This window comes from Psychrobacter sp. Sarcosine-02u-2, from assembly GCF_002836335.1.
Classification (GTDB): domain Bacteria; phylum Pseudomonadota; class Gammaproteobacteria; order Pseudomonadales; family Moraxellaceae; genus Psychrobacter; species Psychrobacter faecalis.
Genome location: NZ_PJBX01000133.1, coordinates 1 through 26367 on the forward strand (window position 1 = coordinate 1; position 26367 = coordinate 26367).

Here is a 26367-nt window from a genome sequence, read left to right on the forward strand (position 1 = left end):
CGCCAAGTCCGTCTATGATGCAGGTTGGTTTGAGATTAAGCGGCAACTGACCTATAAGTGCGAGAACGCAGGTTGCTACTATGATGAGGTAAATGAAAGTTACACCACCCAAACTTGTTCGTGTTGTGGCTCACGCCAAAATAGTCCGAAAGGTAGGACGGGTCTTGGAATAAGAGAATGGCTTTGCGAGTGCGGTGTCACTCATGACCGCGATATTAATGCGGCAAAAAATATTCTCGCGCTCGGGCTTGAGCGTCTAGTAGTAGGAATCCCCTCACTTTAGGGAGGGGAGGAAGTCAAATTAACATTGACTGTAATTGACACTAACGCCGCGGGTAGCAGTGGGGATGCGGTTATCAGCATAAATAGCAAGACCACCGCGAGCGGTTTCTTTATATTTATCAGACATATCCGCGCCTGTCTGCTTCATGGTTTCAATGGCTTTATCCAATGAGACAAAGTGCTGACCATTGCCGCGGCAGGCAAGACGAGCGGCGTTAATGGCTTTTACCGCGCCCATCGCATTGCGCTCAATACAAGGGACTTGTACCAAGCCGCCAATCGGGTCACAAGTCAGACCTAAATTATGCTCGATACCAATCTCGGCGGCATTCAAACATTGCGCTGGCGAGCCATCCATAATCTCTGCCAATGCCGAACCTGCCATGGCACAGGCTGAACCGACTTCGCCCTGACAGCCCACTTCAGCCCCAGAGATAGAAGCGTTTTGTTTAATTAAGCTGCCAATGGCGGTGGCATTTAATAAAAACTTACGGACGCCATCTTGGTTATAATTGGGTAAAAAGTCACGATAATAGTGCAAGACCGCAGGAATAATACCCGCCGCACCATTGGTCGGTGCTGTGACAACTTTACCGCCATTGGCATTTTCTTCATTGACGGCAAGTGCATACAAATCAACCCAATCCATCGCTGCAAGCTTATCGGTTTTGGCGATAGGCAAGTCTTTTTCAGCGCATAGTTGATTATGTAAATCGTGAGCGCGGCGTTTAACATCAAGTCCGCCCGGTAAAATGCCACTGTTTTTACAACCTTGAGTCACACAGTCCTGCATCACCTCCCAAATCGTATCTAAATAGCTAAAGATATCTGCTTGATTGCGATAGTGACATTCGTTAGCGAGTACCAGCTCACTGATACTTAACCCATGCTCACGGCATTGTTCAAGCAACTCTGCGGCAGTATTAAAAGGGTAGGGAACGATATCAATCGTTGGGCTGGCATGATCCTCATCGGGATTGTTTGCGTCATCTTCGTTGATAACGAAACCGCCACCAACCGAATAATAGGTTTGCTGGTACTTGCTACCATCGGCCAATAACGCGCGGATGGTCAAGGCATTAGGATGATAAGGCAATACCGTATCATCGTACCAATACATATCGCGCTCGCTATCGAAGTCGATAATATGTTTGCCTGATAAATTAAGCTGTTTATCAGCAAAAATAGGCGCTAGATATTCGCCAGTCAAGCGAGTATCAATGGTACTCGGCGTATGTCCAAGTAAACCCAAATATATCGCCGTATCGGTTGCATGTCCTTTACCGGTAGCGGCCAAAGAGCCATAAAGCTCGATTTCAATATTTTTAATCGTCGTTAATGGGCTTTGCTTAAGCAATGACGTCAAAAATAAATTGGCCGCCACCATGGGCCCGACCGTATGAGAGCTCGACGGTCCAATACCAATTTTAAATAAGTCGAAAACACTAATCATATAAATACCAATAAATTGTCAGTGCATCAGCATATGTGATAAATAGGCTTAAGTACTGGTGTGAAAAAAGATAATAGATAACGGCCCCCAAAGCCTTGATAAATACAGCACAATGACAAGAGCAGACATTTATTTAAATGCACACTTTAATAAATGTGAGTATTTAAAAAACATGGGATATTATCTATAAATGTCTCCCAGTATAGGCGTACAGAGGCCTGCTGAATAATAACTTTTATTTATCATAGAACTCCGTTATCATGCTCGCAGCCATTACCTGTGTAACATCCTGTAATCTTGCTAACACTATATAGTGAACAACGTCGCAGAAATCCTTAAACTACTTTTAATAGAACCTATTTGACGGTCTGCATTTGGTCAAAGTAAATGACTTTCCTGCTGTTATCGTTTTTTAATTCCTCTATAGTTGTTGATGATTGGCATGACTTAGTTGTTATCGTTTTGACTGAATTCATATCTGTATTCTCATAGTTGTATTTCTCACAGTTTTTTAGCTGACTAATATTCTCTCAGCTCAAATAGGACAGCGCATGACAACTCCCGAACCTCATTCTCCAAACCCCGAAAATAGCACCCAAGAATCTGCTTCGCACAATGCATTAGAAGCGGCTGGTATTGATGCAGCTGCGACGAGTTATCCGCACAATCCAGACTTTGATAATGGTCGTTGGTTTCCAACGTGGCGTCCGTATGGCGGTGATTTGGATCGTGATCCGGTCGGTATCAATGAGTATTTGCCGCCAGCAAAGAGCGTGTTATTAGGTGTGCAGCATACTTTTGCGATGTTTGGGGCGACGGTGCTGGCGCCATTATTAATGGGCTTTGACCCCAATTTAGCCATTTTGATGTCCGGTATTTGTACGGTGATGTTTTTTATGATTACCGGTGGGCGTATGCCTAGTTATTTGGGCTCAAGCTTTGCCTTTATTGGGCCGGTTATTGCGGTGACGGCTTATGCAGGCGTGGGATTTAATGACAATTTGAATGTCGCCTTGGGCGGTATCATGGCATGCGGCATCATTTATGCGCTGATAGGTCTATTGGTCATGAAGACGGGTACAGGCTGGATTGAGCGTTTGATGCCGCCCATTGTTACCGGTGCCATTGTGATGATTATTGGTTTGAATTTAGCACCAGTGACCATTCAAGGGGTATCTGCCAACCAGTTTGATGCATGGATGGCTACGCTGACGGTATTGTTTATCAGTGGGGTGGCGGTATTTACCCGCGGTATGCTGCGCCGTTTGCTGCTGTTGGTTGGCTTGATATTGTCTTATATCGCTTATTTCTTTATGACCAATGTGCTCGGTTATGGCGTTCCGATTGACTTTACTAGTGTATCAGCAGCATCATGGTTTGGTCTGCCAAGTATTCATACGCCGCATTTTGAGATGAGTGCGATTATATTAATTGCGCCTGTTGCCTTTATTTTAGTGGCCGAAAACTTAGGGCACTTTAAAGCGGTCGAAGGTATGACTAAAGCACGAGTAACGCCTTATATGGGTCGGGCATTTTTTGCTGATGGTTTAGCAACGACGTTTTCAGCGGGTTTTGGTGGTACAGGTGTGACCACTTATGCAGAAAACATCGGTGTCATGGCTGTGACCAAAGTATATAGCACGACGATTTTTGTGGTAGCAGGTCTGGTGGCTATCTTGCTTGGGTTATCACCAAAGTTTGGCGCAATTATTCAAACGATACCGGCGGCTTTATTGGGCGGCGCATCTATTGTGGTATTTGGTTTGATTGCGATTGCAGGGGCAAAAATTTGGATAGACAATCATATCGATTTTAGCAAAAACAGCAATTTAATCATTGCCGCGGTCACCGTTATTATGGGTACGGGTAATTTTAGCTTGCATCTAGGCGGCTTTGATTTGGGCGGTATCGGAACGGCTACTTTAACGGCTATTGTGCTAAATGCTTTATTTAATCGACAAAAAGATTAACCGTCAAAAAGATTGATTTGTTCATCGTAAAAAAAGCCACAATAAGTATTGTGGCTTTTACTTATTGTGGCTTTTATTCATTACCGCTTTATTTATAATTTCGTTTATAGAATCTGGCAAAAAAACGATAACGGCGTAGTGCGCGTGGCTTAGGTTTTAACGACCCTAAATAAATGGCAAACATCGTCAGTAGCGCGCCGCTCCATTGCAGCGTATTAATCGGTTTATCAAGCCAGCTATAATCAATCACCAAGGCCGCAATGGGCTCGGTTAATAAGAGCAGCCCTGTCAATGCTAAAGACAGCTTAGGAATCGAGTAGGCGATAAGCCCCCACGCCAAGCATTGCATCACCGTGCCATAAATCAATATCCAACCAATCTCAGACCAAGTACTGGGCAAAATATTACCCATATCAAAGATAAACATCGGCAGAATCATTGCTATGACGCCGCCGATACTCACCAGCTGCATCAGCATAAATATCGGCGTTGGCTCAGTATCATGGGTTTTACGGATAAAGGTCATGGACGCGGCAAGCATGGCACCTGAGACGATGCCCGTGACAAACCCCCAAGTCGCAGCGGTATTTTGCGCAAACTCAGGGCTACCTATCATTGCCACGCCTAGCATGGCTAAAAATAAACTGATGAGCTGCAAAATAGATTGCCGCTCATTAAAGTATAAAAAGCCAATGGCCGCCAAAAAGAAAATCTGCAAGCTATTAAGCAAGGTTGAGATACCGGGACCGACCGCATAAATACTCTCATGCCATAGTGCCAAATCGAGTCCTAAAAACGCGCCTGATAATAGACCGTAAAAAACAGCACGCTTTGAGCGCGGAAGTCGTTGCCCTGTCATTTTAGCCAATATAGCAAACACCACGCCAGAAATAGCCAGTCGCCAAAATGACATTGCCCAGCCACCGATATCGACATGGGCGACAATTAAGCTGCCCAAACCAAAAATAACGCAACCAATGACCAAGCCAGTAGCGGCGGAGCGTGAAGAGGCGATAGCCATGCAATATCCTTATCTCATTACTATGTTACTTTTTTAAAATGCTTTTTAAGTGTGGTTTGCTAAAGAGTTGATTTGTATAGACAGGCCATATTGTCAGTGTTTTGCTCTTGAATTGGAATGCTTTGGTGCAATTTATTTTATAATGACTTATCACTCACCATAGATAAATAAAGCGGTCACCTTCTTACAGCAATAGCATTGGCGCACAAGCTGCCATTTGTTATTCTATCATCTATTTGTATTTTGAAGCACATCCTGTTTTAAAATAGTGATACTCTTCAAATACTTAACTTAATATAGTGAATTTTATATAAAATAGAGACATGATATTTTTGTGCGAAACTGTCGTAAATTTTCTTCGCTTGCTGTGCGCTTCGCTCTCCAGAGGCTTCAAAAAATCTATGACAGTTCCGCTATATCGTTTTTACAATGAACTCCCCATATATTCACAGTGCTTCTATTACTTTTAGCCTAGGTTTGCTTATGCTGCAACGTTCTATATCGAAACGACAAATAGACTTCTTATCTACACTGCTGCCACGTCGCAGTTTCATTGCGCGTCTATTTGTCATGAGCGCCATAGCTGCTACGTTTTTTGGGATGTCAAATGCACAAGCCGCCAGCTGCAAAATACCCAAAAGCTATTATAAAAATGTCTCTTGTACCTCTAGTAGTGGCTATTTCTTAGCGATAAAAGATTTCGGTGCACCAGTTGCCTTGATTGATAAGCAAGGCAAAAGTGTGCTTGATTTAACCCGTTATCAAAAAGTAGATGCCGATAAAATATCGGGTGGCTTGTTACCAGTGCTGCGCAATGGTCGGGTGGGCTATGTCAATATGCAAGGTCGCGAGGTGATCCCTGCGGTGTACGATATGCTCAAAGAAGGACAAAATTGGGCGCGTCCCGTCTCTGAAAATCGGATTGTGGTCAAGCAAAACGGTCATTATGGGGTTGTCGATACGGGCAATAAAACCATCGTGCCATTTGCCGCTGCAATTAGTGACATTGACGATTATCGTAGCGGCATGACGCGAGTACGTAAAAATCAAGCCATCAACTGGTTGGATAAAAATGGTAAACCTATATCTGACCCAAATAGTAGTGCTGCTAGTCAAACAGCGAAGAGTGCCGCTGCTAATAACATCAAGAATAATAGCAGTAATGCCAAAGAATCGCAGAAGCTAGAACCGTCTCGTGGTTTTACCACCTTGCAGCCGCGTCAACAAGACGGCAGATGGGGCTTTGTTGATGAGAATAACATCTCTATGATTACCTATTCTTTCGATGAAGTGCGACCATTTTCTGAAGGCTTGGCGGGCGTGCGTATCGATAATGAATGGGGCTTTGTCAATTTAGGCGGCGAGTTGGTGATTCCTTTTCGCTTTGATAATAGCACTGTGAGTGTGAGTGATTATTATAAAGACCAACCTGCATTTGTATTTACAAATGGCAAAGCTTGGATTGGCAATTTAGAAAACGGCAATAAAATGTGTATTGATAAAGAGGGTGACAGCATTGCTTGTGATTAATACTTAAGACTTATCATTTAATATCACGCTTAAATTTGCCGGTAAAAAAAAGAGTGTCAGAGCGATAGATCATTCATCGTTCTGACACTCTTTTTTTGCTTGAGACGGACTAGCATTAAACTTAAATGGTTATTTTTCTAGCAAGTGCTTACTAATCAAATCGACCATATAAGGCTGATAGTATTCGGGAATATCGTGTGCCATGCCTTCGATTAAATGAAAAGTTGCATTGGGTATGGTCTTTGCAACCACCCGTCCTTGCGAGGCGGGTAATAGGCCATCAGCGCTGCCATGCAGCACAATCGTCGGTGCTTTAACTTGTTTGCTATATTTGCTAATCGAGCCAGAAGCTAAGATGGCATTGAGCTGTTGTACCGTACCAAGTGGATGGAAATTACGCTGATAACGTATCTTAGCAATGTCACGTACCATGCGCACATTGACGTGTCCTGGCGTACCAACGGTTTTCATAAACCAGACGCTATGACGGACGATATCGCGCTCAGAGTGGCTCTCAGGACGATTGATAAGGGTATATAACTGCTTAGGTTTCGGCGGTTTTAAAAACGCTCGATTGGTGGTGGTAAACATCAACGCCATACGTTGCACCAAACTTGGATAACGCGCGGCGACGATTTGAGCGATCATACCGCCCATAGAAGCGCCAAGCAGATGCGTTTTACCAAGTTTTAAGGCTTTGATTAAACGTGCCGTATCTTCTGCCATGTCGGTCAAATTATAAGCAACCGGTGCGCCTTTATTTGACAGACCCGTTTGCAAGCGCATCATCATTTTCAATTGACTGATACGCGGCAAGCCATCAATCTGTACTTTAGATGACAAGCCGATATCACGATTGTCAAAACGAATCACAAAAAACCCAGCATCGATAAAGCGTTTGATAAAATTGTCGGGCCAGAAGATCATTTGTGAGCCCAGCCCCATAATCATAAGCAATGGCGGATTCTTGGGATCACCACCGGCTTCAACGCACAGCTCAATGCCATCACCAATATCTATCATTGCTTGATAAAGATGTTCGCTCAAATCAGACGGATACCAAGCATGATCGCCAAACTTTTGCCATTCAGGCGTCGGGTAATCGATTGTTGGAGAGTCGATTGTCGCAGCGCTAAGTGCTGAAGAATTAGATGGTGAAGAGCTAAGCACTGTATCATTGGTCATTTTGTCATTAAGCACTAAAGCATTGTCGGTTTCTTCTGAATTTACAGACGCGTTTGTGTGATTGGTGGGGTTTGATTCTGTCATGAAGTATCCTATTTAGATGGTCGTTGGCTTAAAATTCGAGCATCTCAAAATCAAGCTTGCCAACGCCGCATTCTGGGCACGTCCAGTCGTCTGGAATGTCTTCCCATTTGGTACCAGGCGCGATGCCTTCTTCTGGGCAGCCAAGCTCTTCGTCGTATATCCAACCGCAGACAATACATTCATAACGTTTCATAAATAGTCCTATCGATTATTTCCAGTTTTACGATTACTAATGTTTCTTTTACCAGCGTTTTTGCTATTACCAGTGGCGTTAACTAAATTAATCGGCATTTTTAAAGCAATTATTAAGTATTCTAGCCAACATTTAGCGTGTAAAAACGCACGTAGTTTAGCATATAGCGGTTATTTTCATAGTTAAGTTTACACTTGTATATTGAGATTCACCAGCTTTTATCAAGTGCCTATGCGTCACTTTCAAGGTTTTAGCAGGGCTGTCATTGCCGATTTTGCCGCCACGATAAAGCTGATTATGCTATAATTATCGCCGCTATTTTTAGCGATTGTCATCTCATTTATCACCTACCTCATTTACCACCGTCATATCATTATTTAAGTTTTATAAGTTAAGGGTTACTATGAGCGCGAATGCCGCCGTTACATCAGCTGAAGTTAAGACCACAACCGATTCATCTAATACGCTCAATACTGACCATCCATTTTGGCAAATCATTCGCACAGTACCAGACTTCCCAAAAGTTGGTATCGATTTCTATGATATTACACCGTTACTACGCAGTCATATCAATGCGGTGATTGATGAGATGTTAGCGGCTTTGCCTAAAGGTTTGCTTGATGAAGTGGATTGCTTAGGCGCCGTAGAGGCGCGTGGATTTGTATTTGCCAGTTTGCTGGCGGGACGTTTGGGTAAAGGCATGATTTTGCTGCGTAAACCCGGTAAATTACCGCCACCGGTTGCCAATAAAGCTTATGCGTTAGAATACGGCAAAGACACGCTTGAGATGCAAAATAATTTGCCGCCTGAGCGGGTATTATTGGTCGACGATATATTGGCGACAGGCGGCACGCTGATGACCGCTTATGAGCTTTGTAAATCTGCACAGCATACGGTAGTTGGCGCCTTGGTATTGTTAGATTTGGTTGCTCTGCATGGCGAGTTTCCTGTACCTGTTTATACGGTTTTAAAAGCTTAGAGAAATGGTTTTTAGCATAATAAAAAGCGCGCTGAATTAATAGTTCAGCGCGCTTTTTAATGGCATGTACTTTGTTGGTTCGTCTTGACCTGCGTTACTTGTCTTGCTGATAACTTTTACACGCCTGTTCGACGAGCAAGCGGCTAATCGTTTTTGGTTTGGTCAGCTTAAAGTCTTTGGTTGTCAGTATCGGTTTATCGGATTGCCAAGATTTTAACACTTTATCGTCAGCAGCATAGTTGACATAAGCGCGACGATAATAGCTTGCATCCTTACATGAGATAAGCCATTGTTGGTCGCTATGATGAATGCTGGTTTCTTTCACTGTTTTATTAGCGGCTTTGTCTTTATTCTCTTTTGCTTTCGCTTCATTTTCTTTAGCGTCTTTTGCGCTATCCTTTGGCGCAGGATAGGTTCTACGAATAGAGACGGTAATGTTTTCGACCTCTTTTTCATCAATAATATGAATGTCTGAGCGTTCGATAGAATCCACATCCAAGCTAAAAACAGAGCCAGTTTGGCTTTTTGAGACCTCTAACCAGTTTGCCGCATAGCCACTCATTGCAAGCGTACTACCTGCTAATATCACTGCTAGCCGTTTCATAATCGAGCCTTGCTTGTTGTTATATAAAGTCGCTTATCATAGCCAACTTGATAGAAGCAGGCAAATTACTTTTATGACAAGGGGTTCATACTGAGACAATCTCAGCACTCGTGATTAGCAGGCAAACGCATAAAATATATAAATATCGCAGTTAATCTCGCATCGCCGCGAGCATTTGCGCAAGCTCATCACGCGCACCGATAAAGCCATCGATACCCTTGGGTAATAAGTCTTGGGTGACGATATCTTGCTGATAAGCGGCACTGAACTCGTCATGGGTTAAGCTGACCTTCGCCATGTCGGGCAAATCCATTGACATACTTGGTGACAGTTGGCGTGTCACTTCGACATCCATGGCTGCCAGCTCATCAATCAGATTGGGCGCGATGGTCAATAGATCACAGCCAGCTAGTGCTAATATTTGCTCGGTCGAGCGGAAACTTGCGCCCATCACTTGGGTCTTATAGCCATGTTGTTTGTAGTATTGGTAAATAAGCTTGACCGATTGCACACCCATATCATCTGAAGCAGGGACATTTTGGCGGTTTTGCTGACGTTTTTGCCAGTCTAAAATACGTCCAACAAAAGGCGAGATTAGGGTAACGCCCGCATCGGCACAAGCAATCGCTTGATGTTGACCGAATAATAACGTCAAGTTGCAGTGAATTCCCTGAGTTTCAAGGTAACGCGCCGCTTCAATACCTTGCCAGGTTGCGGCCATCTTAATCAATACGCGCTCTGAATCAATACCTGCTTTTTGGTAGGCTTCCATAAAGCTGAGCGCTTTATCAATGGTGGCTTGAGTGTCATAAGATAAGCGTGCATCGACTTCGGTTGAAACGCGACCTTCAATCAATGCCAAAATATTACAGCCGATTTGAACGGTTAATTCATCAATCACTGCATCGACATCACCGCGATGGCGACTCATGGTTTCTGACATCAGCGCTTCATTGTCCGGATGAATCAGCGCTTTGGTAATAAGGCTTGGATTGGTCGTGGCATCGATGGGTTTTAGACGCGCAATGGCGGCAAGGTCGCCCGTATCAGCGACAATAGTGGTCATGGTGCGAAGCTGTTGTAATGCGCTCATCAGATATCCTATGATTAATTTACGTTTTGATGTTTTTATTTAGCCGTGTTATTTAGATTGGTTATTTCAGTTAGTTGCTTATGAATTTTCATTGATAAAGCGATTTATCATGGCGGTATGGTGAATTTAACGGCTATCTTTAAACTGTATCATATATTTGGACGGTTGTAGCCTGATAGTTTTATAGGGTATAGCGTTTATCGTGCATAACTGTGCTAAGATTTATGGCAAATTGCTTATTTGCGCGTATTTACGAATGGGCACTGTCGATAGTTTTTGCTATAGTAGAGCCGATCCACTGTTTGGCTCGCTAAACATGAGAACTAAGCGAGCATTTATTATTAAAATAAGCAGGTTACCTAGCTAATAGACAACAGTCATAAACTTTAGCAATAATATTAGAAAAAGGATGGGCGGTAATGAGTGAGCAGTCACCAGAGCAAAATGTAGACAATCTAAACCAAACCCCTGCAAGTGTTGATGGGGCTGCAACTGATAAAGCGTTTTTAAACACATTGCGCCAAAGTATTGATGCAGTTGACTGCGAAATTCAAACGCTCATTAATAACCGTGCCAAATTGGCGCAGCAAGTAGCGACGGTAAAAAAAGACCACGTTGCCAATAGTCCTGATGCCGAAAAAACCAATCCTATTTTTTATCGTCCTGAGCGTGAAGCGCAAGTGTTAAAGGCGGTGATGGAACGTAATACTGGGCCCATCGCCGATGAAAAAATGGCGCGTTTGTTCCGCGAAATCATGTCAGTCTGCCTTGACTTGGAAGCACCGCAGCGTATTGCGTTCTTAGGCCCTGTCGGCACCTTTACCCATGCCGCCGCTTTAAAGCATTTTGGTAAAGCCGCCGATACCGTGCCGCTAAATACTATTACTGACGTCTTCCGAGAAGTTGAAGCAGGCACAGCAATGTATGGCGTGGTACCAGTTGAAAACTCGTCAGAGGGCGTGGTTAACCATACCTTAGATGGCTTCTTATCTTCTAGCTTAAAGATAATCGGTGAAGTTGAGTTGCCTATTCATCAAAACTTCTTGGTTGCTGAACACACCAAAATTGATGGCTTAAGCCGTATCTACTCACATCAGCAGTCATTGGCGCAGTGCCGCCATTGGCTCGATGTTAATTTCCCAAATGTTGAGCGTGTGGCGGTATCGAGCAATGGTGAAGCGGCCCGCCGTCTCAAAAACGAATGGCATTCAGCGGCAATCGCCGGTGATGTGGCAGCGGCAGAGTACGATTTACATAAGCTGTATTCAAACATCGAAGACAATCCTAGCAATACCACGCGTTTCCTAATTATCGGTCACGAGGCGATTGCGCCATCGGGTCAAGATAAAACTTCAATTATGGTTTCAGCGCATGATAAAGCAGGCGCCCTGATCGAAATCTTAAAGCCCTTGTCTTATCATGGCGTGTCGATGACCAGTATCGAGACGCGTCCTGAACGTCCAAATAAATGGGCTTACGTGTTCTTTATCGATATGGATGGCCACATCGAAGACGCAAATGTGAGTGCAGCAATTGCTGATATCCGTCCATTGGTCAAAGATTTGCGCATTTTAGGTTCTTATCCAAAAGCCGTGCTATAAAGCTGGCTTAATAGAATGGTTTTAACAGTAGGGATTCATCAACAGTAAATGCCTTATCACATCCAAGGATAAATCATGCAGTCATCACAGTCGACAGAGTCAAATTTATCACCGCTAGTGCCGGCCTATGACAGTATTTTAGAGCTAATGCCTTATCAGACGGGCAAGCCGGTTGAAGAGTTGACACGCGAGTACGGTGTCTCAGATGTGGTCAAGCTTGCTAGTAATGAAAATCCACTGGGCTGCTCACCGCATGTCACGCTTGCGATTACCGAGCAACTGGGTCAGCTGGCACGTTATCCTGATGGCAATGGTTATTATCTCAAACAAGCACTTGCTGACTTTAACGATGTTGGTGTCGACCAGATTACTTTAGGTAATGGCTCTGATGATTTGCTTGATATCTTAGCGCGTAGTTTTGCTGGCGTCGATGATGCGATTATTTATAGTCAGTATGCTTTTATCGTTTATCCGATGCTGGCCAAAATGCAAGGCGCAAAAGGCGTGGAAGTGCCAGCCAATCGTTTTGGTCATGATTTAAAGGCGATGAGTCAGGCGGTAGCGGACAATCCTAATAGCAAAATGGTCTTTATCGCCAATCCTAATAACCCAACGGGTACGCAGCTTACGCAGCAAGAGTTACGTGCATTTGTGGCTAGTGTGCCAAGCTCAGTGTTGGTGGTACTAGATGAAGCCTATATCGAATATAGTCCTGAGAGTAATAATAGAGCGCTGCTCGATGAATTTGAGAATGTGGTTATTGTACGTACTTTTTCAAAAGCCTATGGGCTAGCAGGTTTGCGTGTTGGTTATGCGCTAAGCTCAGTCGCTGTCGCCGATTTACTCAATCGCATTCGTCAGCCCTTTAACGTTAGTAGAGTCGCTTTAGCTGCTGCCAATGCTGCGCTTGCAGACCAAGACTTTATTGAAAAAACAAGACTTAATAACCAAGAGCAAATGCGCTGGTTAGAAAAGCAGTTTGATGCCTTGGGGCTAGGGTTTATTAAGTCGCATGCCAACTTTATCATGGTTGAAATAGAAGTTGAGATGGAAGACATAAACGCGGCTGCCATTTATCAAGCATTGCTAGAGCAAGGCGTGATAGTGCGTCCATTAGCAGGTTATGGTTTGCTCAATTGGCTGCGTATTACGGTAGGGGTTGCAGAAGATAATATGCGCCTGATTGATACCTTGCGCTCAATACTGACTGAAGATTAATAAAAAAGTAGTTATCCGTATTTTAATCAAAAAATAAATCAATTTTACGACGCCAATATCAGCATGCTTTATGCCTACTGATGCTGGTTTGTTGAAAGAGAAACGCCGTGAGTCGCCAGCAAAACAACCTTAGCAATCAAAATATAAGTAATCGAAACTTAAGCAATCAACCCATAACCAACCAAAACAATCATATGCAATCGTCTATACATACTCAGCCGCCATTATTTGAGCAAGTCTGTGTTATCGGTCTCGGGCTGATTGGCGCGAGTCTTGCCCAAGCCATCAAAGACCTTGGTTTAAGTGCGCGCTTGGTGGCGGTTGATCGACATGCACCAAGCATCGATGAAGCCATGCAACATGGTTTGCTAGATGCGGGTAGTGCCGTCTTAAGTGAAGTGGTATCGGGCAGCGACTTAATTGTCATCGCCGTGCCAGTGCAAGCGGTAAAGGCTGTGTTTGTCGATATCAAAACCGCGATGGATCATGGACAGCTTGCTGCTGATTGCCTCATTACTGATGTCTGTAGTACCAAGGTTAATATCATTGAGGCGGCAAAAGCGGTCTTTAGCTCGCTACCAACGGGGTTTGTCCCTGCGCATCCGATTGCTGGAGCGGAAAATTCAGGCTATCATGCCAGGCGCGCCACTCTATTTGTCAATCATAGCGTGATTATCTGTGAGCTGCCAACGACCAATGATAACGCTGTTGCTAAGCTTCGTCAGTTATGGGAAGCAGTTGGTGCGACGGTCATGCCGATGGCGGCTGAACGTCATGACGCAATATTGGCACATACCAGTCATCTGCCGCATTTGCTGGCGTTTAATTTGGTTGAACAGCTGGCAAGTCATGATGACAATTTAGATATGTTTCGCTATGCCGCAGGCGGTTTTCGCGACTTTAGCCGTATTGCCGCCAGCGACCCTAAAATGTGGCATGATATATTTTTTGCCAACCAAAGCGCGATTATAAGCGCTCTTGACGAGTATGGCGTTTATCTACAGAATATGCGCCAGCTTATCATTGATAAAGATTCGACCGCCCTCATGGGGCTTTTGGGCCGCGCGCAAGCCGCACGGCGACATTTTGGCCATATGTTAGCCAGCACCCCTTATACGGATACTTCTGCCATGTCAGCTTCTTATAATATTACTCCTAGCAACACCGTCTCTGGCACCATTACTATTCCTGGTGATAAATCTATCTCGCATCGCAGTATCATGCTTGGTAGCCTTGCCACAGGTGTCACCAACGTCACAGGGTTTTTGGAAGGAGAGGATGCGCTGGCTACCTTGCAAGCATTTCGTGATATGGGCGTGAGTATTGAAGGCCCTGATAAAGGTAAATTAACCATTCATGGCGTCGGTATGAACGGTCTAAAACCAAGCAAAACGCCCTTATATATGGGCAACTCAGGCACCAGTATGCGCCTGCTTGCCGGTATATTAGCAGCGCAGTCATTTGATAGTGTATTGACAGGCGATACCAGTCTAAATAAGCGTCCGATGGAACGTGTGGCCGCACCATTACGTGAAATGGGAGCCGTCATTCAAAGTACCGGTCATAATGGTACCGCACCGCTTAGCATTACGGGTCGAGCGAATGTTGGTGAGCCGCTCCAAGGTATGGAATATGATATGCCAGTTGCCTCTGCACAGGTTAAGTCTTGCTTATTATTGGCGGGACTTTGGGCAGAAGGTACCACGACCGTTATTCAACCTGAAGTTAGCCGCGATCATACCGAACGTATGCTCTCAGCCTTTGGTTATCCTGTGATGGTTGATGGCAATCGTGTCAGCGTCAAAGGTGGCGGTACGCTTACAGGCGGCGATATCGCCGTTCCTGCTGATATCTCATCAGCGGCTTTCTTTATGGTAGCCGCAGCTATCAGTCAGGGCAGCGAGCTGACCCTAACGCAAGTGGGTATTAATCCGACGCGTACGGGTATCATTGATATTTTAAAATTGATGAATGCTGATATTAGCCTAAGCAATGAAACCCATGTCGGCGGCGAGCCAGTGGCGGACATTACTATTCGCAGCTCAAGCCTAAAAGGTATCGAGATTCCAGAATATTTAGTACCTTTAGCGATTGATGAGTTTCCCGTATTATTTATCGCTGCTAGCTGTGCCCAAGGTCGTACGGTGTTAACCGGTGCAAAAGAGTTGCGTGTGAAAGAGTCAGATCGTATCGCCGTGATGGCAGACGGTCTACAAACACTAGGCATTGATTGTACGGTGACTGAAGATGGCCTGATTATTGAAGGTAAAGGCATCGAAGGTAAGGGCAGTAACGTTAATGAAGTGAATAACAGCCAGCCTGTCTTTGGCGGCGGACATATTACCTCGCATCATGACCATCGTATTGCCATGAGTTTTGCGGTTGCCAGCTTACGTGCAGCGAAGCAGATTACCATTGAAGGCGTTGAAACCGTCAATACCAGTTTCCCAGGATTTGCTGAGCTTGCCAATCAAATTGGTATGTCTATCAAGGTCGATAATGGCGCGGCTTAATATTGAAGTTGTTAATTACCTGACAAAATATTATTAACTTCTAAAATTTAAAGCTTTATCTTCTGAATCTGTTAAAGTCCAAAAGCTAAATTTTAAACTTGTTATAAAATTTATTTAATAATAGTTGTTGTCGTGAGCAATGTGTTGATACTTAGTTGGTATCAACGCATTGCTTTTTACTTTCTACCCTCTACGTAGTAACCCTGCGCTCTTACTTTTATCATTTGATAATGGTTTAAAAATAGGTAAGGGCGCGCTTTGCTCTAAAAAGTTGTATCGTCTTATGGCCACTCAAAATGTTGTCAAAAAACCCGTTGCTCCTATTCAAACCACCAGACGCGGTATTGCCACCGCGCTAACAGCGTTCTTTATTTGGGGTGCATTTCCGTTATACTTTAAGCAGCTCGCTGCTTATGATGCGACCGAGATTATCGGCCATCGCATTATATGGACCTTTGCCTGCTTGCTTATCGTATTGGTGCTGACCAAGCGCTGGCAATGGATTGATACGCTAAAGCAAAACCCGAGATGGATAGCATTTTCTTTTATATCGGGTTTGATTATTGCCACCAACTGGCTTACTTATGTATGGGCGGTCAACCACGACCGCATTCTTGAGGCCAGTTTGGGTTATTTTATCGGACCATTGGTCGGCGTGGCGCTCTCGATGATTTTGTTTAAAGAGCGTTTGCGCCCCTTGCAATGGGTAGCTATTGGTTTTGCGCTATTGTCCGTGCTGATTCAAGTCGTTATGATTGGTAGCCTGCCATGGATATCGCTGATTTTAGCCTTTAGTTTTAGTACTTACGGCACCATCCAGCGCCAAACACCGCTCACGGCGGTCGATGCCATGTTTGTAGAAACCACCATGTTAGTACCGATCTGTTTATGGTGGTTTTGGCAAGCTGACGTGGTGAGTAGTCAGTTAAGTTTTTGGTTTACCTCAAACATTTGGCTGCTGATGCTGGCAGGTCCGATTACGCTGATACCATTATTGTTGTTTAATAAATCGACTAAGATGGTTGCTTTTAGTATTCTAAGTTTTATGAATTATCTGACCCCGACCTTTATTTTCTTCTTGGCGGTATTCTATTATAACGAGCCTTTTGATTTACATCGTCTGGCGGTATTTGGTTTGATTTGGCTTGGGTTATTATTATTCAGTATTGACCTATGGCGCCATCGTCCGAGTAAAGCGTTAAAAGCTGCGCGCCTGCGCGACGAGGCGTTATCGTAAAATTGTTTTAAAATAAAAGTATAATAAATAAGGATAAGCGCATGTTTCATACCGAATCTGATGTGGTATTTGTCAAAGGCTTAACAGTAGAGGCGGTGATTGGTGTCTATGCCTGGGAGCGCGCTATTACGCAGCCACTCCTGATTGACATAGCGCTTGAGACGGATATTAGTAAAGCGGCTGTGTCAGACGATGTTAATGATGCGCTCAATTACAAAGCGGTCTGCGATGATGTGAGCGCATGGTGCCAAGCCATTCAAGCGCAGCTGCTTGAGCATTTGGCTGGTCAAATCGCTGATAAGCTACTGGCAAAATATAACTGTCATAAAATAACGCTCAGCGTTGCCAAGCCAACTGCTATTCAACAAGCGGATGCGGTTGGGGTGCAGATCACCCGTTATGCCAAAGGCTCAATAGCCGAATCCAATGTAAACCAAGATAGTTAATCTGATGACACATAGAGCATTGGCTGATTTGAATCTTGAAGACTTAAAACAGTGCGCGCCTGAACAGCTGCAAACGCATTCTGTATCGGCAGTGCTGCTCGCCCTCGGTAGTAATTATCAAGCTGAGAAATACTTACCACGCGCTCGAGAACAGCTTGCGGCTTTAGGTGAAATACAGCTATCAACGGCATTTCAAAATCCTGATTTTACCGCGACACCTGAGCTACCAAAACCTGACTATACCAATCAGTGTGTTTATTTAACCCTTACATCTGCCATGACCCTGCAGCAGTTGCAGCAGACTTTTAAAAAAATTGAGAGTGATTGCGGTAGAAAGCGTTGCTCTGAATCAATAAAAAACCCTATAAAAAAAGTCGCTATGGATATTGATATTTTACTAATAAAATTAGACGATAGAGAAAATAGCCTAAGCAATTATTTGGCGCCTAAAAAAATAGTCAAAAATTCAGAGCAATGGATAATCATGGCAGATCGTTATCCATTTAAGGCCCATGAAAGGGCAGGGGTTGAAGAGTTGATTTTGAGTGGGCTTTAAAGAAGTTAAATGCAGTGGCTGAGCTGTTATTAAGAATAAGTCAAAGCTATTAAATCCTTAGTATTTTCCTTCAAGTATCTCAAAATGAAAGCCGGGTACTACCCAGCTTTTATCTAATTCATATGGTTTAGCGCAAAAATCCTTACTGCGCCGTCAAACCACCATCAATAATAAATTCTGAACCTGTTGAGTAGCTCGATTCATCTGATGCTAAAAATAGCACCATACCGCTGACTTCTTCGGGCTGAGCCACACGTCTCATCGGAATGGTTTTGGCAAAAGCTTCAACTGCATCTTTGGTATCGCCTTGCATAATCATCGGGGTAGCGATGACGCCTGGGTGAATGGAGTTCACACGTATGCCATAAGGGGCGCACTCTAATGCCGCCGCTTTAGTCATACCGCGTACCGCAAATTTAGAATCGGTATAACCGATAGCGCCGCCAACCAAACCGTTAATCGATGATATATTGATGATAGAGCCTTGCTTAGCGGCTTTCATCGTTGGAATAACCGCTTTCATGCCTAAAAAGACCGATACTTGGTTAATCTCTAAAATCTTGCGATAGTCTTCCAAAGAAGTATCCAAGATAGATTTGTGCGTGGTAATACCCGCGTTATTTACTAAGACATCGATTTGACCAAATTTTACCTGTGTTTCTTTAACGACTTGTTCCCAATCATCTTCATTGGTGACATCATGTTTGATAAATAGCGCATCAGCGCCAAGTTCGGCGGCCAAGGCGTCGCCTTTATCAGAATTGATGTCGGTCAAGACGACTTTAGCACCCTCCGCCATACATAAACGCGCATGAGTTTCACCCATGCCTTGAGCTGCGCCCGTGATAATGATAACTTTGTCTTGTAAACGCGCCATGATAGTGCCTTTTTTTAATTATGAATAATAAAAGAGTATAAGACAAAATGACTAAATATTCATTAACAGTTATATAGTCTTGACTGCATATTTTATCTTTTAAACAATGTTTTTAAAGCATAGCTTTAAATCATGATAGTGAGAAAACGATGTACAACGATATATTACGCCAATCTCAACTTATCGTAGGCCTTTGATTTTTATAGAATTTAAAATTTTAATTGTTTTAACTGAAGTTTTAAAAACTAAGTAAACCAATACCTTAGAAAAATAAGTTGAGAGTGGGGTATATATTGGATTTTTGTTTTAATGAGGCAGGTAGTGAGAAGTTTTTTGAAAAAGACTTAGCGTTTGATAAGTTATTAATAGAGCGCTACAGCGATATACTTGAGCAAGCAGCGGAGGCAGAGTTTTATACGTGGCGTAGCAGCATACAAGGGCGCTTAGCAGAAATTATTATATTAGACCAGTTCTCGCGCAATATTTACCGTAATACGCCAGCGGCTTTTGCCCAAGATGCGATGTGCCTTGTACTTGCGCAAGAGGCGGTGGCTGCCGGAGCATTAGAGGCGTTTGAAACGATTGATGAACGTAAGTTTGTATTGATGCCTTATATGCACAGTGAATCAAAACTGATTCATCAGCAAGCAGAAAGGTTATTTAAACAATATACCAATGCAGACAGCATAGATGCTGAGCTCAAACACAAAGTAATTATCGATCGATTTGGCCGTTATCCGTATCGTAATGACATTTTAGGACGGGTGTCGAGTAGCGAGGAAATAGAGTTTTTGACCCAGCCTGACTCGTCATTTTTATAAATGTTGTCTGTTAACTATAGTGAGTGAAAAGTAATATAGAGACATCACGCACTGCTGATATCAATTTTTCTTGCTTGCTGTGCCTGCGCAGACAGAGGCTACAAAAAATTGATATCAGCAATACCGTTGCGTTTTTAGAATATTTTGACGATAGTTAGTCGTTAAAGCGCTATTTGTCTATTGGTTAAAATAAAAAGAGACCAATTGAATTGGCCTCTTTTTATTTAATCTCCAAGCTAGCGAGCAATTTACTTCTGCTCAGTGCCAGCTGCATCCATATCAGCACGACCGATGACATCTAAGTCTTCTAAGCACAGTTTATCGTATTCTTTTTTGCAAAAGTTTGGGTCTATCTTGCACATGGCCGCTTGTAGTTGATCGAGTCGATTTTCCGACTGCTGGATATGTTCGAGCATTTTAGCAAAGGCTTCAGCCACTGGGTCTTGTGAAGAAGGGTCAATCCCATAAGCCTGAAACGCCGTCGCTCGTGCAGTGTTAGAAGTAGGGTCTGTTTCTTGCTGGTCAGCAGTTGCACCTGCTTGCGCGGCTTTTTCTTGTTGTTTGGCGTCCTGTACTTTGGTTGTAATAGGATTGCCTTTTTCGTCATGATGGTCTGAAATCATACGAGCGGCGCTACCAACCATCGTTGCACCTGCGGGTACGGGTTTGACCACCACCGCATTTGAGCCAATTTTAGCGCCTTTACCAACCGTAAATGGTCCTAATACTTTGGCACCAGCACCGACAATGACTCCGTCCTCTAAAGTAGGATGACGTTTGCCATTATTCCATGAAACGCCGCCAAGGGTGACGCCGTGATAAAGGGTAACGTCGTTGCCAATCTCAGCCGTTTCACCAATCACTACGCCGACGCCATGGTCAATAAAAAAACGCTTGCCGATTTTAGCGGCAGGATGAATCTCAATGCCAGTGATGATACGCGAGCCATAAGAAACGGCGCGCGCCGCCAGTTTTTGCTCATTTTGCCAAAGACAATGCGCGCCGCGATGTAAAATCAGGGCGTGAATGCCAGGGTAGGTCAAGATGACTTCTAGGCTATTACGCGCAGCAGGGTCGCGATTGAATACCGCTTCGACATCTTCTTGTAGGTCTTTTTTGATACGGGCAAGCGATTTGAACAAGGAGGTTGGCAATGACATAAAGCGTCCTATCGATTGTCAGAAAAATACTGTCAGGAAAATAGTGTCAGAAAAATCACAATGACATCTTTTAAAGTTATAACAGCTTTGAGTTGTAAAATACAGTGTTGTCTTATCTGTGTGGCTCAGGCTTCTATCTGTTCAAAGACAAGTCCCGCAAATAAATGCTAAATGGCGCTAAAAACGTAATGATAAAACCATTTTTCTAATGTTTGCTAAGCTTAGCAATCAGTGCGCTTAATAGCTGATACTCTTTTTGATCCAGCTGCACGCGTGAGCCAAGTCGCGACAGTCGCGCTGGCAAGGATTTTAAATGTTCACTGTCTGCTAAGCCGCGTTGAACCATCAAGTTGGTGGTACGCTGAACGAGCTGTTGTAGTTGCTGCTGGGTGATGGCCGGCTCATCCCATTGTTGACGTAAATGCACGTCTAATATGGGCTGAACTGGGTTTACATCGTCTAAGCTTTCATCAGGGTTTTGAGCATGGGTTTGCGCATAAGCAAAGATAAAGCTGGCAATGACCTGTACGGCAGAGGCAACATTGAGCACCGGATAAGCGGGATTGGCATCGATTTGAATATGATAATCGGCGTACGCCAGCTCTTCGTTGGTCAAACCGCGGTCTTCACGACCAAATAAGATAGCGATGTTGGGCTTGCTAATAGCTTGCGGGCTTTCACTATTATTTGCTAAATTAAGCGCAGTTTGCTTATCGATAAAGTCAAACATGATGTTGGCCGCTTGCGTCGGTGTGACCACAGGACGCGGCATGTGACGGCTACGGCTGCTGGCCGCAAATACCAGCTGGCAATCCGCTATCGCCGATTCTAACGTCGGCGTTATGGTGGCTGACATTAATAATTCACTACCGCCTGCCGCGTGCGAAACACTGATTTCATCAATGGGCAGCTTGGGGTCAACAACGGTCAGACGCGATAGACCCATGGTGTGCATGGCGCGCGCCGCTGAGCCAATATTGGCAGGTAAAGTGGTATTGACCATGACAATTTGTAAGGAAGACAGATAATCGCTTACCGTAAGACTGCCGGTTGAGAGCGCTAATTTTTTCGATGGCATCAAAGTTGAGGCAGAGTCGTTACGCATTATAGCCCCAGTCTTTGTTTGATTTCTTGTTCAACCCGTTGCAATGCTACGGCGACGTCTTCAACTAAACCAGCTTGGTCACCAATAAGGCGCTCACGGCACGCTTCTTGTAATTGGCTACTAAGGCGAGTTAACTGAGTCGCACCCAAATTGGCACTGGCACCTTTTAGCGCATGCGCAAGCTCATAGCCGTTGGCATTATCCTTTTCTTGTTGTGCGCGTCTTAGTTTGACAATGCGCTCGTGACTGTCGGTAAAAAACACTTGTATCAAATCAACAAAGTCCTCTTCTAACAACTCACGCATGTCATCAAATTGCTCGTCATTGATAATCTCATCATCGTTTTGCGTATTTGTATTGTTAGGATGTTCAGTCATAATCATGTGTCCAATATTTTAAAAGTTAAAGGCTCAGCTTAGCTACTATAAAGGTGTTAGCTATAATGAAAATGTAAATTGTCTTCATTAACCATGCTCTTTAATTGCTGCAAATTGTCATCGTTAGGGTAGATGCGCCAATGCTCAGATAGCCCGACATTGGCAATACCGTATTCTTCATAAATGCTCAGCCCAAGCGGCAAGCAGTTATCATTAATAGAATCATCGGTGTTGCTAAGGGCATTATTAGCATAGCCGCCGTTTTGCAGCGCATCTTGATGCATGTCATTTTCTAGCGCCAATAAATCATTGCCGTTTTCATCGTATAAGCTGCCGCCCATCGCTGGATCGTAAGCGCCGTTTGCACCGCCGTTATTACCTTTCTCGTCCTGCTCATCGTGATAAGACAAGCGCGGCGCTGGTATGATGTCTGCTTGAGCGGATTTTAGCAAAGGCTGCATACGTGTGAGCAGATTAATATCGCTACCGTGGACTTTGATGCTAATTTTTTTCATCCAACGCAGGCGTGCATCAACCATACTCATGGCATTATCAAGACGGGCAAAAATGCGCCCGTCACGCTCACGGATACTGCCTTTAATGACGACGACTTCATCAATCTTCAACTGCTCTTTTACACGGTTAAAGCGCTCGGCATAACAGCTGACTTCTAGACGTGAGGTGCCATCGTCTAAAGTGATGACGTTACGCGTACCGAAATTGGCAATATCGATAATCAAACCCGCAAAGTAGCAGCTACCGTTATAACCCGTGTCTGCCAGCTTATCGAGGCGAGCGCCGGAGGTATAACGTTTAAGCTCATCGCGATATTCATCGATAGGATGTCCAGTTAAGTATAAACCTAAGGTATTTTTTTCCGCTTTTAGACGATGTTTATCACCCCAAATCAGCTCTGGTGTCATGATCAGTGGTGGCGCTGCGACCACGCCATCCATTTCACCGAACAGGTCCATCATGCCAAGCTCATTGTTTTGGCGGTCTTGTTCCGCAGCTTGTACGGCGCTTGGCAGTTGACTCATCAGCGCCCCGCGAATCTCGTATGCTTCGTCGCTTGGCAAGTCTGGTCGTAAAGTCGCGGCAAAATCATCAAAACAGCCCGCACTGACTAAGGCTTCCAATGTACGTTTATTGACTTTTTTAATATCAATGCGGCGGCAAAAGTCGTATAAATCTTTAAACGGTCCTTCACGTCGGCGCGCCTCAACGATAGACTCAACCGCACCTTCACCAACACCTTTAATCGCACCCAAGCCATAAATAATATTGGTCGGCGTATCGGCGACAAAATGCCACTCACTACGGTTTACCGATGGATTAACGACGGTTAAACCGAAGTTTTCGCGGCAATCATTGATAAAGAACACCACGTTATCAGTGTTGTTCATATCAGAGGTGAGTACCGCCGCCATAAATTCGGCAGGGTAGTACTGCTTTAAATAAGCCGTCTGATAAGCAAGGACGCCATAAGCAGCAGAATGCGAGCGGTTAAAACCGTAGCCAGCAAACTTTTCCATCAAGTCAAAGACGCCGCCCGATGTCGTTTCATCGATGCCTTGCGCGGTCGCACCCGTGACAAAAATATCGCGCTGTTTGGCCATTTCCTCAGGTTTTTTCTTACCCATGGCGCGGCGTAGCATATCAGCGCCGCCCAAGCTGTAGCCTGCCATGACCTGCGAGATTTGCATCACCTGTTCTTGATAGACAATAACGCCGTTGGTATTTTCTAAAATTGGCTCAAGGTTAGGATGGTCATAAATGACTTCCTCGCGGCCATGCTTACGGTCGATATACATCTCAACCATGCCTGCATCGAGTGGACCCGGACGATAGAGCGCACACATGGCAATGACGTCTTCGATATTGGTTGGTTGTAATTTGGATAGATATTTTTTCATACCCATACTTTCTAATTGAAAGACAGCCGTGGTTTTGGCTTCTTGCAGCAGCTTATAGGCTTTTTTGTCGTCTAAAGGCAAGTCCTCTAACACCAAGGCATCTTTGCCCTCGCGGGCGCGGCGCAGATTGATGTTTTCTACTGCGGCGTTAATCACCGTTAAGTTACGTAAACCCAAAAAGTCAAACTTGACCAGCCCAACGGCTTCGACGTCGTCTTTATCAAACTGACTGACGCGGTGACCTTCGTCATCACAGTAAATCGCGCTAAAGTCAGTAATTTTATGGGGAGCGATGAGGACGCCACCCGCATGCTTACCAACGTTTCGACAGACGCCTTCGAGTTTAATCGCCATTTCCCAAATCTCAATGGCATCTTCATAGTCCATATTATCGGGGTTGGAGATTAAGTCTTTTAGCTGCGGCTCTTGTTCAAGTGCTTGGCTAAGCGTAATTCCTGGGGTTTTTGGAATCAATTTGGAGATTTTATTGGCCAAAAAGTATGATTTGCTTTGTACCCGCGCCACGTCTCGTACCACCGCTTTTGCTGCCATGGTACCAAAGGTAATAATTTGCGACACCGCTTCACGGCCATAGGTTTGTGCCACATAATCAATCACGCGGTCACGACCTTCAATACAAAAGTCAATATCGAAGTCAGGCATAGAAACACGTTCAGGATTTAAGAAGCGCTCAAATAACAAGTCGTAATGAATGGGGTCGAGGTCAGTAATATTGAGCGCATAAGCGACCAAAGAGCCAGCACCAGAACCACGACCGGGTCCAACCGGTACGCCGTTGGCTTTTGCCCAGCGGATAAAGTCCATGACGATTAAGAAGTAACCTGGGAAGCCCATCGATAAGATAACTTCAAGCTCATATTCTAAGCGCTCATCGTACTTTTGGCGAAATTCACTCCAATTGTCAGTACGTGCTTCAATCGGAAAGAGCTTATCCAATCGATGATTAAGACCGCGTATTGATTCTGCGCGGAAAAACGATTCAATCGTTTCACCTTCGGGCACGGGAAATTCAGGTAGGACATTAATGCCAAGGGTCAAGGTCACATTACAGCGCGTGGCTAAACGTAAGGTATTATCAATGACCTGCGGAATATCAGCAAACAGCGCCGTCATTTCCTGCTGGGTTTTTAAATACTGCTCATCTGAATACAGCCGTGGACGATTGGGGTCGGCAAGGACATACGAGCCTGCGATACAAACGCGCGCTTCGTGAGCGTCAAAATCATCTTGCTCTAAAAAGCGCACATCGTTGTGAGCAATAATAGGAATACGATGCTTGGCACCGGCATGAATAGCCGCTTTTATAAAAGCGTCTTCGCCCGAGCGATTGGTGCGCTTGATAGCGAAATATAAGCGATCACCAAACTGTGCTTGCCATTCTGTCAGCAGCTCGTCAGCTTTTTCTGGCATAGAACTCACCAATGCCTGACCGACATCGGATTTTTCGGTAAATAAAACGATGACACCAGCGGCGTGCTCTAAAACATGGCGACGCTCAACGACTGGCACCCCATGATTGGCAGCATCGGCGCGCCCCTCGGTAAAGCCAAGCGAGACGATACGGGTGATATTTTGATAACCCTCATTGTCCATCGCCAGTAGCACCAAGCGCGTGTCCTCATTATCCATAATGATTTCACTGCCGATAATGGGCTTGATACCCGCGCCTAAGCAGGCACGATAAAATTTCACCGTCGCATAAAGGTTGGATAAATCAGTCAATGCCAGCGCACTCTGATTGTCCGCCGCTGCCGCTTTAATCAGCGGCTTGATACGCACGATAGAATCGGTAATGGAATATTCGCTGTGGATACCAAGGTGTACAAATGCCATAGAAGACTCTTACTGGTGCAATCAAAAGGGAATAAGCTGTATGATAAGAAATTTTTTATTATCAATACCTTATGGTTTTTTAAGAAGTGATAGGACGCGAAAATTGATATTTTGAGCTTTTAAAGCTGGTCGTCAATAATAGCATTATTTGGCGCAGACAGCCACCGATTCAAACGTATAAGAGAGAGGGCGAGGGTAGAAAAAGCAAGTTTAATCAGGATTAAACAGTCTTAATGAGTTTAGCCAAAAATGCCCTCTATAGGGTTAAGAATAAAGAATAGAGGGCAAGATA

The 26367-nt window shown here is 44.4% G+C and carries 22 protein-coding genes; 11 read left to right on the plus strand and 11 right to left on the minus strand.

Annotated features, from left to right (window positions below; all coding sequences use genetic code 11):
* Positions 1–283, plus strand: a 283-nt coding sequence (locus CXF58_RS04835) for an RNA-guided endonuclease InsQ/TnpB family protein (RefSeq protein ID WP_145989799.1), incomplete at its 5' end; no start/stop codon positions are given.
* An 18-nt stretch (positions 284–301) separates the two neighbouring features.
* On the opposite strand, the gene CXF58_RS04840 is transcribed toward CXF58_RS04835, so the two are convergent.
* Positions 302–1735 carry an L-serine ammonia-lyase gene (locus CXF58_RS04840; RefSeq protein ID WP_102076763.1) on the minus strand — a complete coding sequence of 478 codons (1434 nt, stop codon included), beginning with the start codon at positions 1733–1735 and terminating at the stop codon, positions 302–304.
* Positions 1736–2286: 551 nt separating this feature from the next.
* On the opposite strand from CXF58_RS04840, the gene CXF58_RS04845 reads away from it, so the two are divergent.
* Entirely contained in the window at positions 2287–3705 is a 1419-nt protein-coding gene (locus CXF58_RS04845) for a solute carrier family 23 protein (protein ID WP_102076764.1), read from the plus strand.
* An 88-nt stretch (positions 3706–3793) separates the two neighbouring features.
* Here the strand turns inward: CXF58_RS04845 and CXF58_RS04850 are convergent, their stop codons facing one another.
* Complete coding sequence (locus CXF58_RS04850; RefSeq protein ID WP_102076765.1) at positions 3794–4726, minus strand: DMT family transporter; 933 nt, start codon at positions 4724–4726, stop codon at positions 3794–3796.
* A 570-nt stretch (positions 4727–5296) separates the two neighbouring features.
* On the opposite strand from CXF58_RS04850, the gene CXF58_RS04855 reads away from it, so the two are divergent.
* Positions 5297–6256: a WG repeat-containing protein gene (locus tag CXF58_RS04855; protein WP_369811335.1), complete on the plus strand. Its 960-nt coding sequence runs from the start codon at positions 5297–5299 to the stop codon at positions 6254–6256.
* A gap of 129 nt (positions 6257–6385) precedes the next feature.
* Here CXF58_RS04855 and CXF58_RS04860 read toward each other — a convergent pair whose 3' ends face one another.
* Together CXF58_RS04860 and CXF58_RS04865 are read right to left on the minus strand one after the other, a co-directional pair.
* Positions 6386–7279, minus strand: coding sequence for an alpha/beta fold hydrolase (locus CXF58_RS04860; RefSeq protein ID WP_225211688.1), 894 nt, complete (start codon positions 7277–7279; stop codon positions 6386–6388).
* A 274-nt stretch (positions 7280–7553) separates the two neighbouring features.
* Positions 7554–7718, minus strand: a complete 165-nt coding sequence (locus tag CXF58_RS04865) for a rubredoxin (protein WP_068406924.1) — start codon at positions 7716–7718, stop codon at positions 7554–7556.
* Positions 7719–8121: 403 nt separating this feature from the next.
* On the opposite strand from CXF58_RS04865, the gene CXF58_RS04870 reads away from it, so the two are divergent.
* Complete coding sequence (locus CXF58_RS04870; RefSeq protein ID WP_068406921.1) at positions 8122–8697, plus strand: adenine phosphoribosyltransferase; 576 nt, start codon at positions 8122–8124, stop codon at positions 8695–8697.
* A 94-nt stretch (positions 8698–8791) separates the two neighbouring features.
* Here CXF58_RS04870 and CXF58_RS04875 read toward each other — a convergent pair whose 3' ends face one another.
* The gene (locus CXF58_RS04875; protein WP_102076767.1) at positions 8792–9301 is read right to left on the minus strand and encodes a hypothetical protein; all 510 of its coding nucleotides are present in this window, start codon (positions 9299–9301) and stop codon (positions 8792–8794) included.
* Positions 9302–9452: 151 nt separating this feature from the next.
* The gene (locus CXF58_RS04880; RefSeq protein WP_068406916.1) at positions 9453–10394 is read right to left on the minus strand and encodes a transaldolase; all 942 of its coding nucleotides are present in this window, start codon (positions 10392–10394) and stop codon (positions 9453–9455) included.
* 419 nt (positions 10395–10813) lie between these two features.
* Here CXF58_RS04880 and pheA point away from each other — a divergent pair, with 419 nt between their 5' ends.
* From pheA to CXF58_RS04910, 6 genes are all read left to right on the plus strand, one after another.
* Positions 10814–11995 (plus strand): prephenate dehydratase, encoded by a 1182-nt coding sequence (gene pheA / locus CXF58_RS04885; RefSeq protein WP_068406913.1) that lies wholly within the window; start codon positions 10814–10816, stop codon positions 11993–11995.
* Between the two features lie 75 nt (positions 11996–12070).
* Positions 12071–13213 carry a histidinol-phosphate transaminase gene (hisC, locus tag CXF58_RS04890; RefSeq protein ID WP_068406909.1) on the plus strand — a complete coding sequence of 381 codons (1143 nt, stop codon included), beginning with the start codon at positions 12071–12073 and terminating at the stop codon, positions 13211–13213.
* Between the two features lie 194 nt (positions 13214–13407).
* Complete coding sequence (locus CXF58_RS04895; protein ID WP_068406907.1) at positions 13408–15726, plus strand: bifunctional prephenate dehydrogenase/3-phosphoshikimate 1-carboxyvinyltransferase; 2319 nt, start codon at positions 13408–13410, stop codon at positions 15724–15726.
* A gap of 283 nt (positions 15727–16009) precedes the next feature.
* Positions 16010–16963 carry an EamA family transporter RarD gene (rarD, locus tag CXF58_RS04900; RefSeq protein ID WP_068406937.1) on the plus strand — a complete coding sequence of 318 codons (954 nt, stop codon included), beginning with the start codon at positions 16010–16012 and terminating at the stop codon, positions 16961–16963.
* Between the two features lie 41 nt (positions 16964–17004).
* Complete coding sequence (gene folB, locus CXF58_RS04905; protein WP_102076768.1) at positions 17005–17409, plus strand: dihydroneopterin aldolase; 405 nt, start codon at positions 17005–17007, stop codon at positions 17407–17409.
* 4 nt (positions 17410–17413) lie between these two features.
* On the plus strand, positions 17414–17965 hold the full coding sequence (locus tag CXF58_RS04910; protein ID WP_102076769.1) for a 2-amino-4-hydroxy-6-hydroxymethyldihydropteridine diphosphokinase: 552 nt from the start codon (positions 17414–17416) through the stop codon (positions 17963–17965).
* Positions 17966–18107: 142 nt separating this feature from the next.
* On the opposite strand, the gene CXF58_RS04915 is transcribed toward CXF58_RS04910, so the two are convergent.
* Complete coding sequence (locus tag CXF58_RS04915; protein WP_102076770.1) at positions 18108–18842, minus strand: glucose 1-dehydrogenase; 735 nt, start codon at positions 18840–18842, stop codon at positions 18108–18110.
* A 290-nt stretch (positions 18843–19132) separates the two neighbouring features.
* On the opposite strand from CXF58_RS04915, the gene CXF58_RS04920 reads away from it, so the two are divergent.
* Positions 19133–19663: a DUF924 family protein gene (locus CXF58_RS04920; RefSeq protein WP_228706542.1), complete on the plus strand. Its 531-nt coding sequence runs from the start codon at positions 19133–19135 to the stop codon at positions 19661–19663.
* A gap of 248 nt (positions 19664–19911) precedes the next feature.
* On the opposite strand, the gene cysE is transcribed toward CXF58_RS04920, so the two are convergent.
* From cysE to dnaE, 4 genes are all read right to left on the minus strand, one after another.
* On the minus strand, positions 19912–20784 hold the full coding sequence (gene cysE / locus CXF58_RS04925) for a serine O-acetyltransferase (RefSeq protein ID WP_238060413.1): 873 nt from the start codon (positions 20782–20784) through the stop codon (positions 19912–19914).
* Between the two features lie 244 nt (positions 20785–21028).
* Positions 21029–21901 carry an RNA methyltransferase gene (locus tag CXF58_RS04930; protein WP_068406936.1) on the minus strand — a complete coding sequence of 291 codons (873 nt, stop codon included), beginning with the start codon at positions 21899–21901 and terminating at the stop codon, positions 21029–21031.
* A gap of 26 nt (positions 21902–21927) precedes the next feature.
* Positions 21928–22305: an Hpt domain-containing protein gene (locus CXF58_RS04935; RefSeq protein ID WP_225211687.1), complete on the minus strand. Its 378-nt coding sequence runs from the start codon at positions 22303–22305 to the stop codon at positions 21928–21930.
* Between the two features lie 56 nt (positions 22306–22361).
* The gene (dnaE, locus tag CXF58_RS04940; protein WP_102076773.1) at positions 22362–26075 is read right to left on the minus strand and encodes a DNA polymerase III subunit alpha; all 3714 of its coding nucleotides are present in this window, start codon (positions 26073–26075) and stop codon (positions 22362–22364) included.
* Positions 26076–26367 lie beyond the last annotated feature (292 nt).

Excerpts from the sequence above, each read along its gene's own strand:
- CXF58_RS04840 (WP_102076763.1), bottom strand. The coding sequence starts at position 1,735 with ATGATTAGTGTTTTCGACTTATTTAAAATTGGTATTGGACCGTCGAGC.
- CXF58_RS04845 (WP_102076764.1), top strand. The coding sequence starts at position 2,287 with ATGACAACTCCCGAACCTCATTCTCCAAACCCCGAAAATAGCACCCAA.
- CXF58_RS04850 (WP_102076765.1), bottom strand. The coding sequence starts at position 4,726 with ATGGCTATCGCCTCTTCACGCTCCGCCGCTACTGGCTTGGTCATTGGT.
- CXF58_RS04855 (WP_369811335.1), top strand. The coding sequence starts at position 5,297 with ATGAGCGCCATAGCTGCTACGTTTTTTGGGATGTCAAATGCACAAGCC.
- CXF58_RS04860 (WP_225211688.1), bottom strand. The coding sequence starts at position 7,279 with ATGATAGATATTGGTGATGGCATTGAGCTGTGCGTTGAAGCCGGTGGT.
- CXF58_RS04865 (WP_068406924.1), bottom strand. The coding sequence starts at position 7,718 with ATGAAACGTTATGAATGTATTGTCTGCGGTTGGATATACGACGAAGAG.
- CXF58_RS04870 (WP_068406921.1), top strand. The coding sequence starts at position 8,122 with ATGAGCGCGAATGCCGCCGTTACATCAGCTGAAGTTAAGACCACAACC.
- CXF58_RS04875 (WP_102076767.1), bottom strand. The coding sequence starts at position 9,301 with ATGAAACGGCTAGCAGTGATATTAGCAGGTAGTACGCTTGCAATGAGT.
- CXF58_RS04880 (WP_068406916.1), bottom strand. The coding sequence starts at position 10,394 with ATGAGCGCATTACAACAGCTTCGCACCATGACCACTATTGTCGCTGAT.
- pheA (WP_068406913.1), top strand. The coding sequence starts at position 10,814 with ATGAGTGAGCAGTCACCAGAGCAAAATGTAGACAATCTAAACCAAACC.
- hisC (WP_068406909.1), top strand. The coding sequence starts at position 12,071 with ATGCAGTCATCACAGTCGACAGAGTCAAATTTATCACCGCTAGTGCCG.
- CXF58_RS04895 (WP_068406907.1), top strand. The coding sequence starts at position 13,408 with ATGCAATCGTCTATACATACTCAGCCGCCATTATTTGAGCAAGTCTGT.
- rarD (WP_068406937.1), top strand. The coding sequence starts at position 16,010 with ATGGCCACTCAAAATGTTGTCAAAAAACCCGTTGCTCCTATTCAAACC.
- folB (WP_102076768.1), top strand. The coding sequence starts at position 17,005 with ATGTTTCATACCGAATCTGATGTGGTATTTGTCAAAGGCTTAACAGTA.
- CXF58_RS04910 (WP_102076769.1), top strand. The coding sequence starts at position 17,414 with ATGACACATAGAGCATTGGCTGATTTGAATCTTGAAGACTTAAAACAG.
- CXF58_RS04915 (WP_102076770.1), bottom strand. The coding sequence starts at position 18,842 with ATGGCGCGTTTACAAGACAAAGTTATCATTATCACGGGCGCAGCTCAA.
- CXF58_RS04930 (WP_068406936.1), bottom strand. The coding sequence starts at position 21,901 with ATGCCATCGAAAAAATTAGCGCTCTCAACCGGCAGTCTTACGGTAAGC.
- CXF58_RS04935 (WP_225211687.1), bottom strand. The coding sequence starts at position 22,305 with ATGACTGAACATCCTAACAATACAAATACGCAAAACGATGATGAGATT.
- dnaE (WP_102076773.1), bottom strand. The coding sequence starts at position 26,075 with ATGGCATTTGTACACCTTGGTATCCACAGCGAATATTCCATTACCGAT.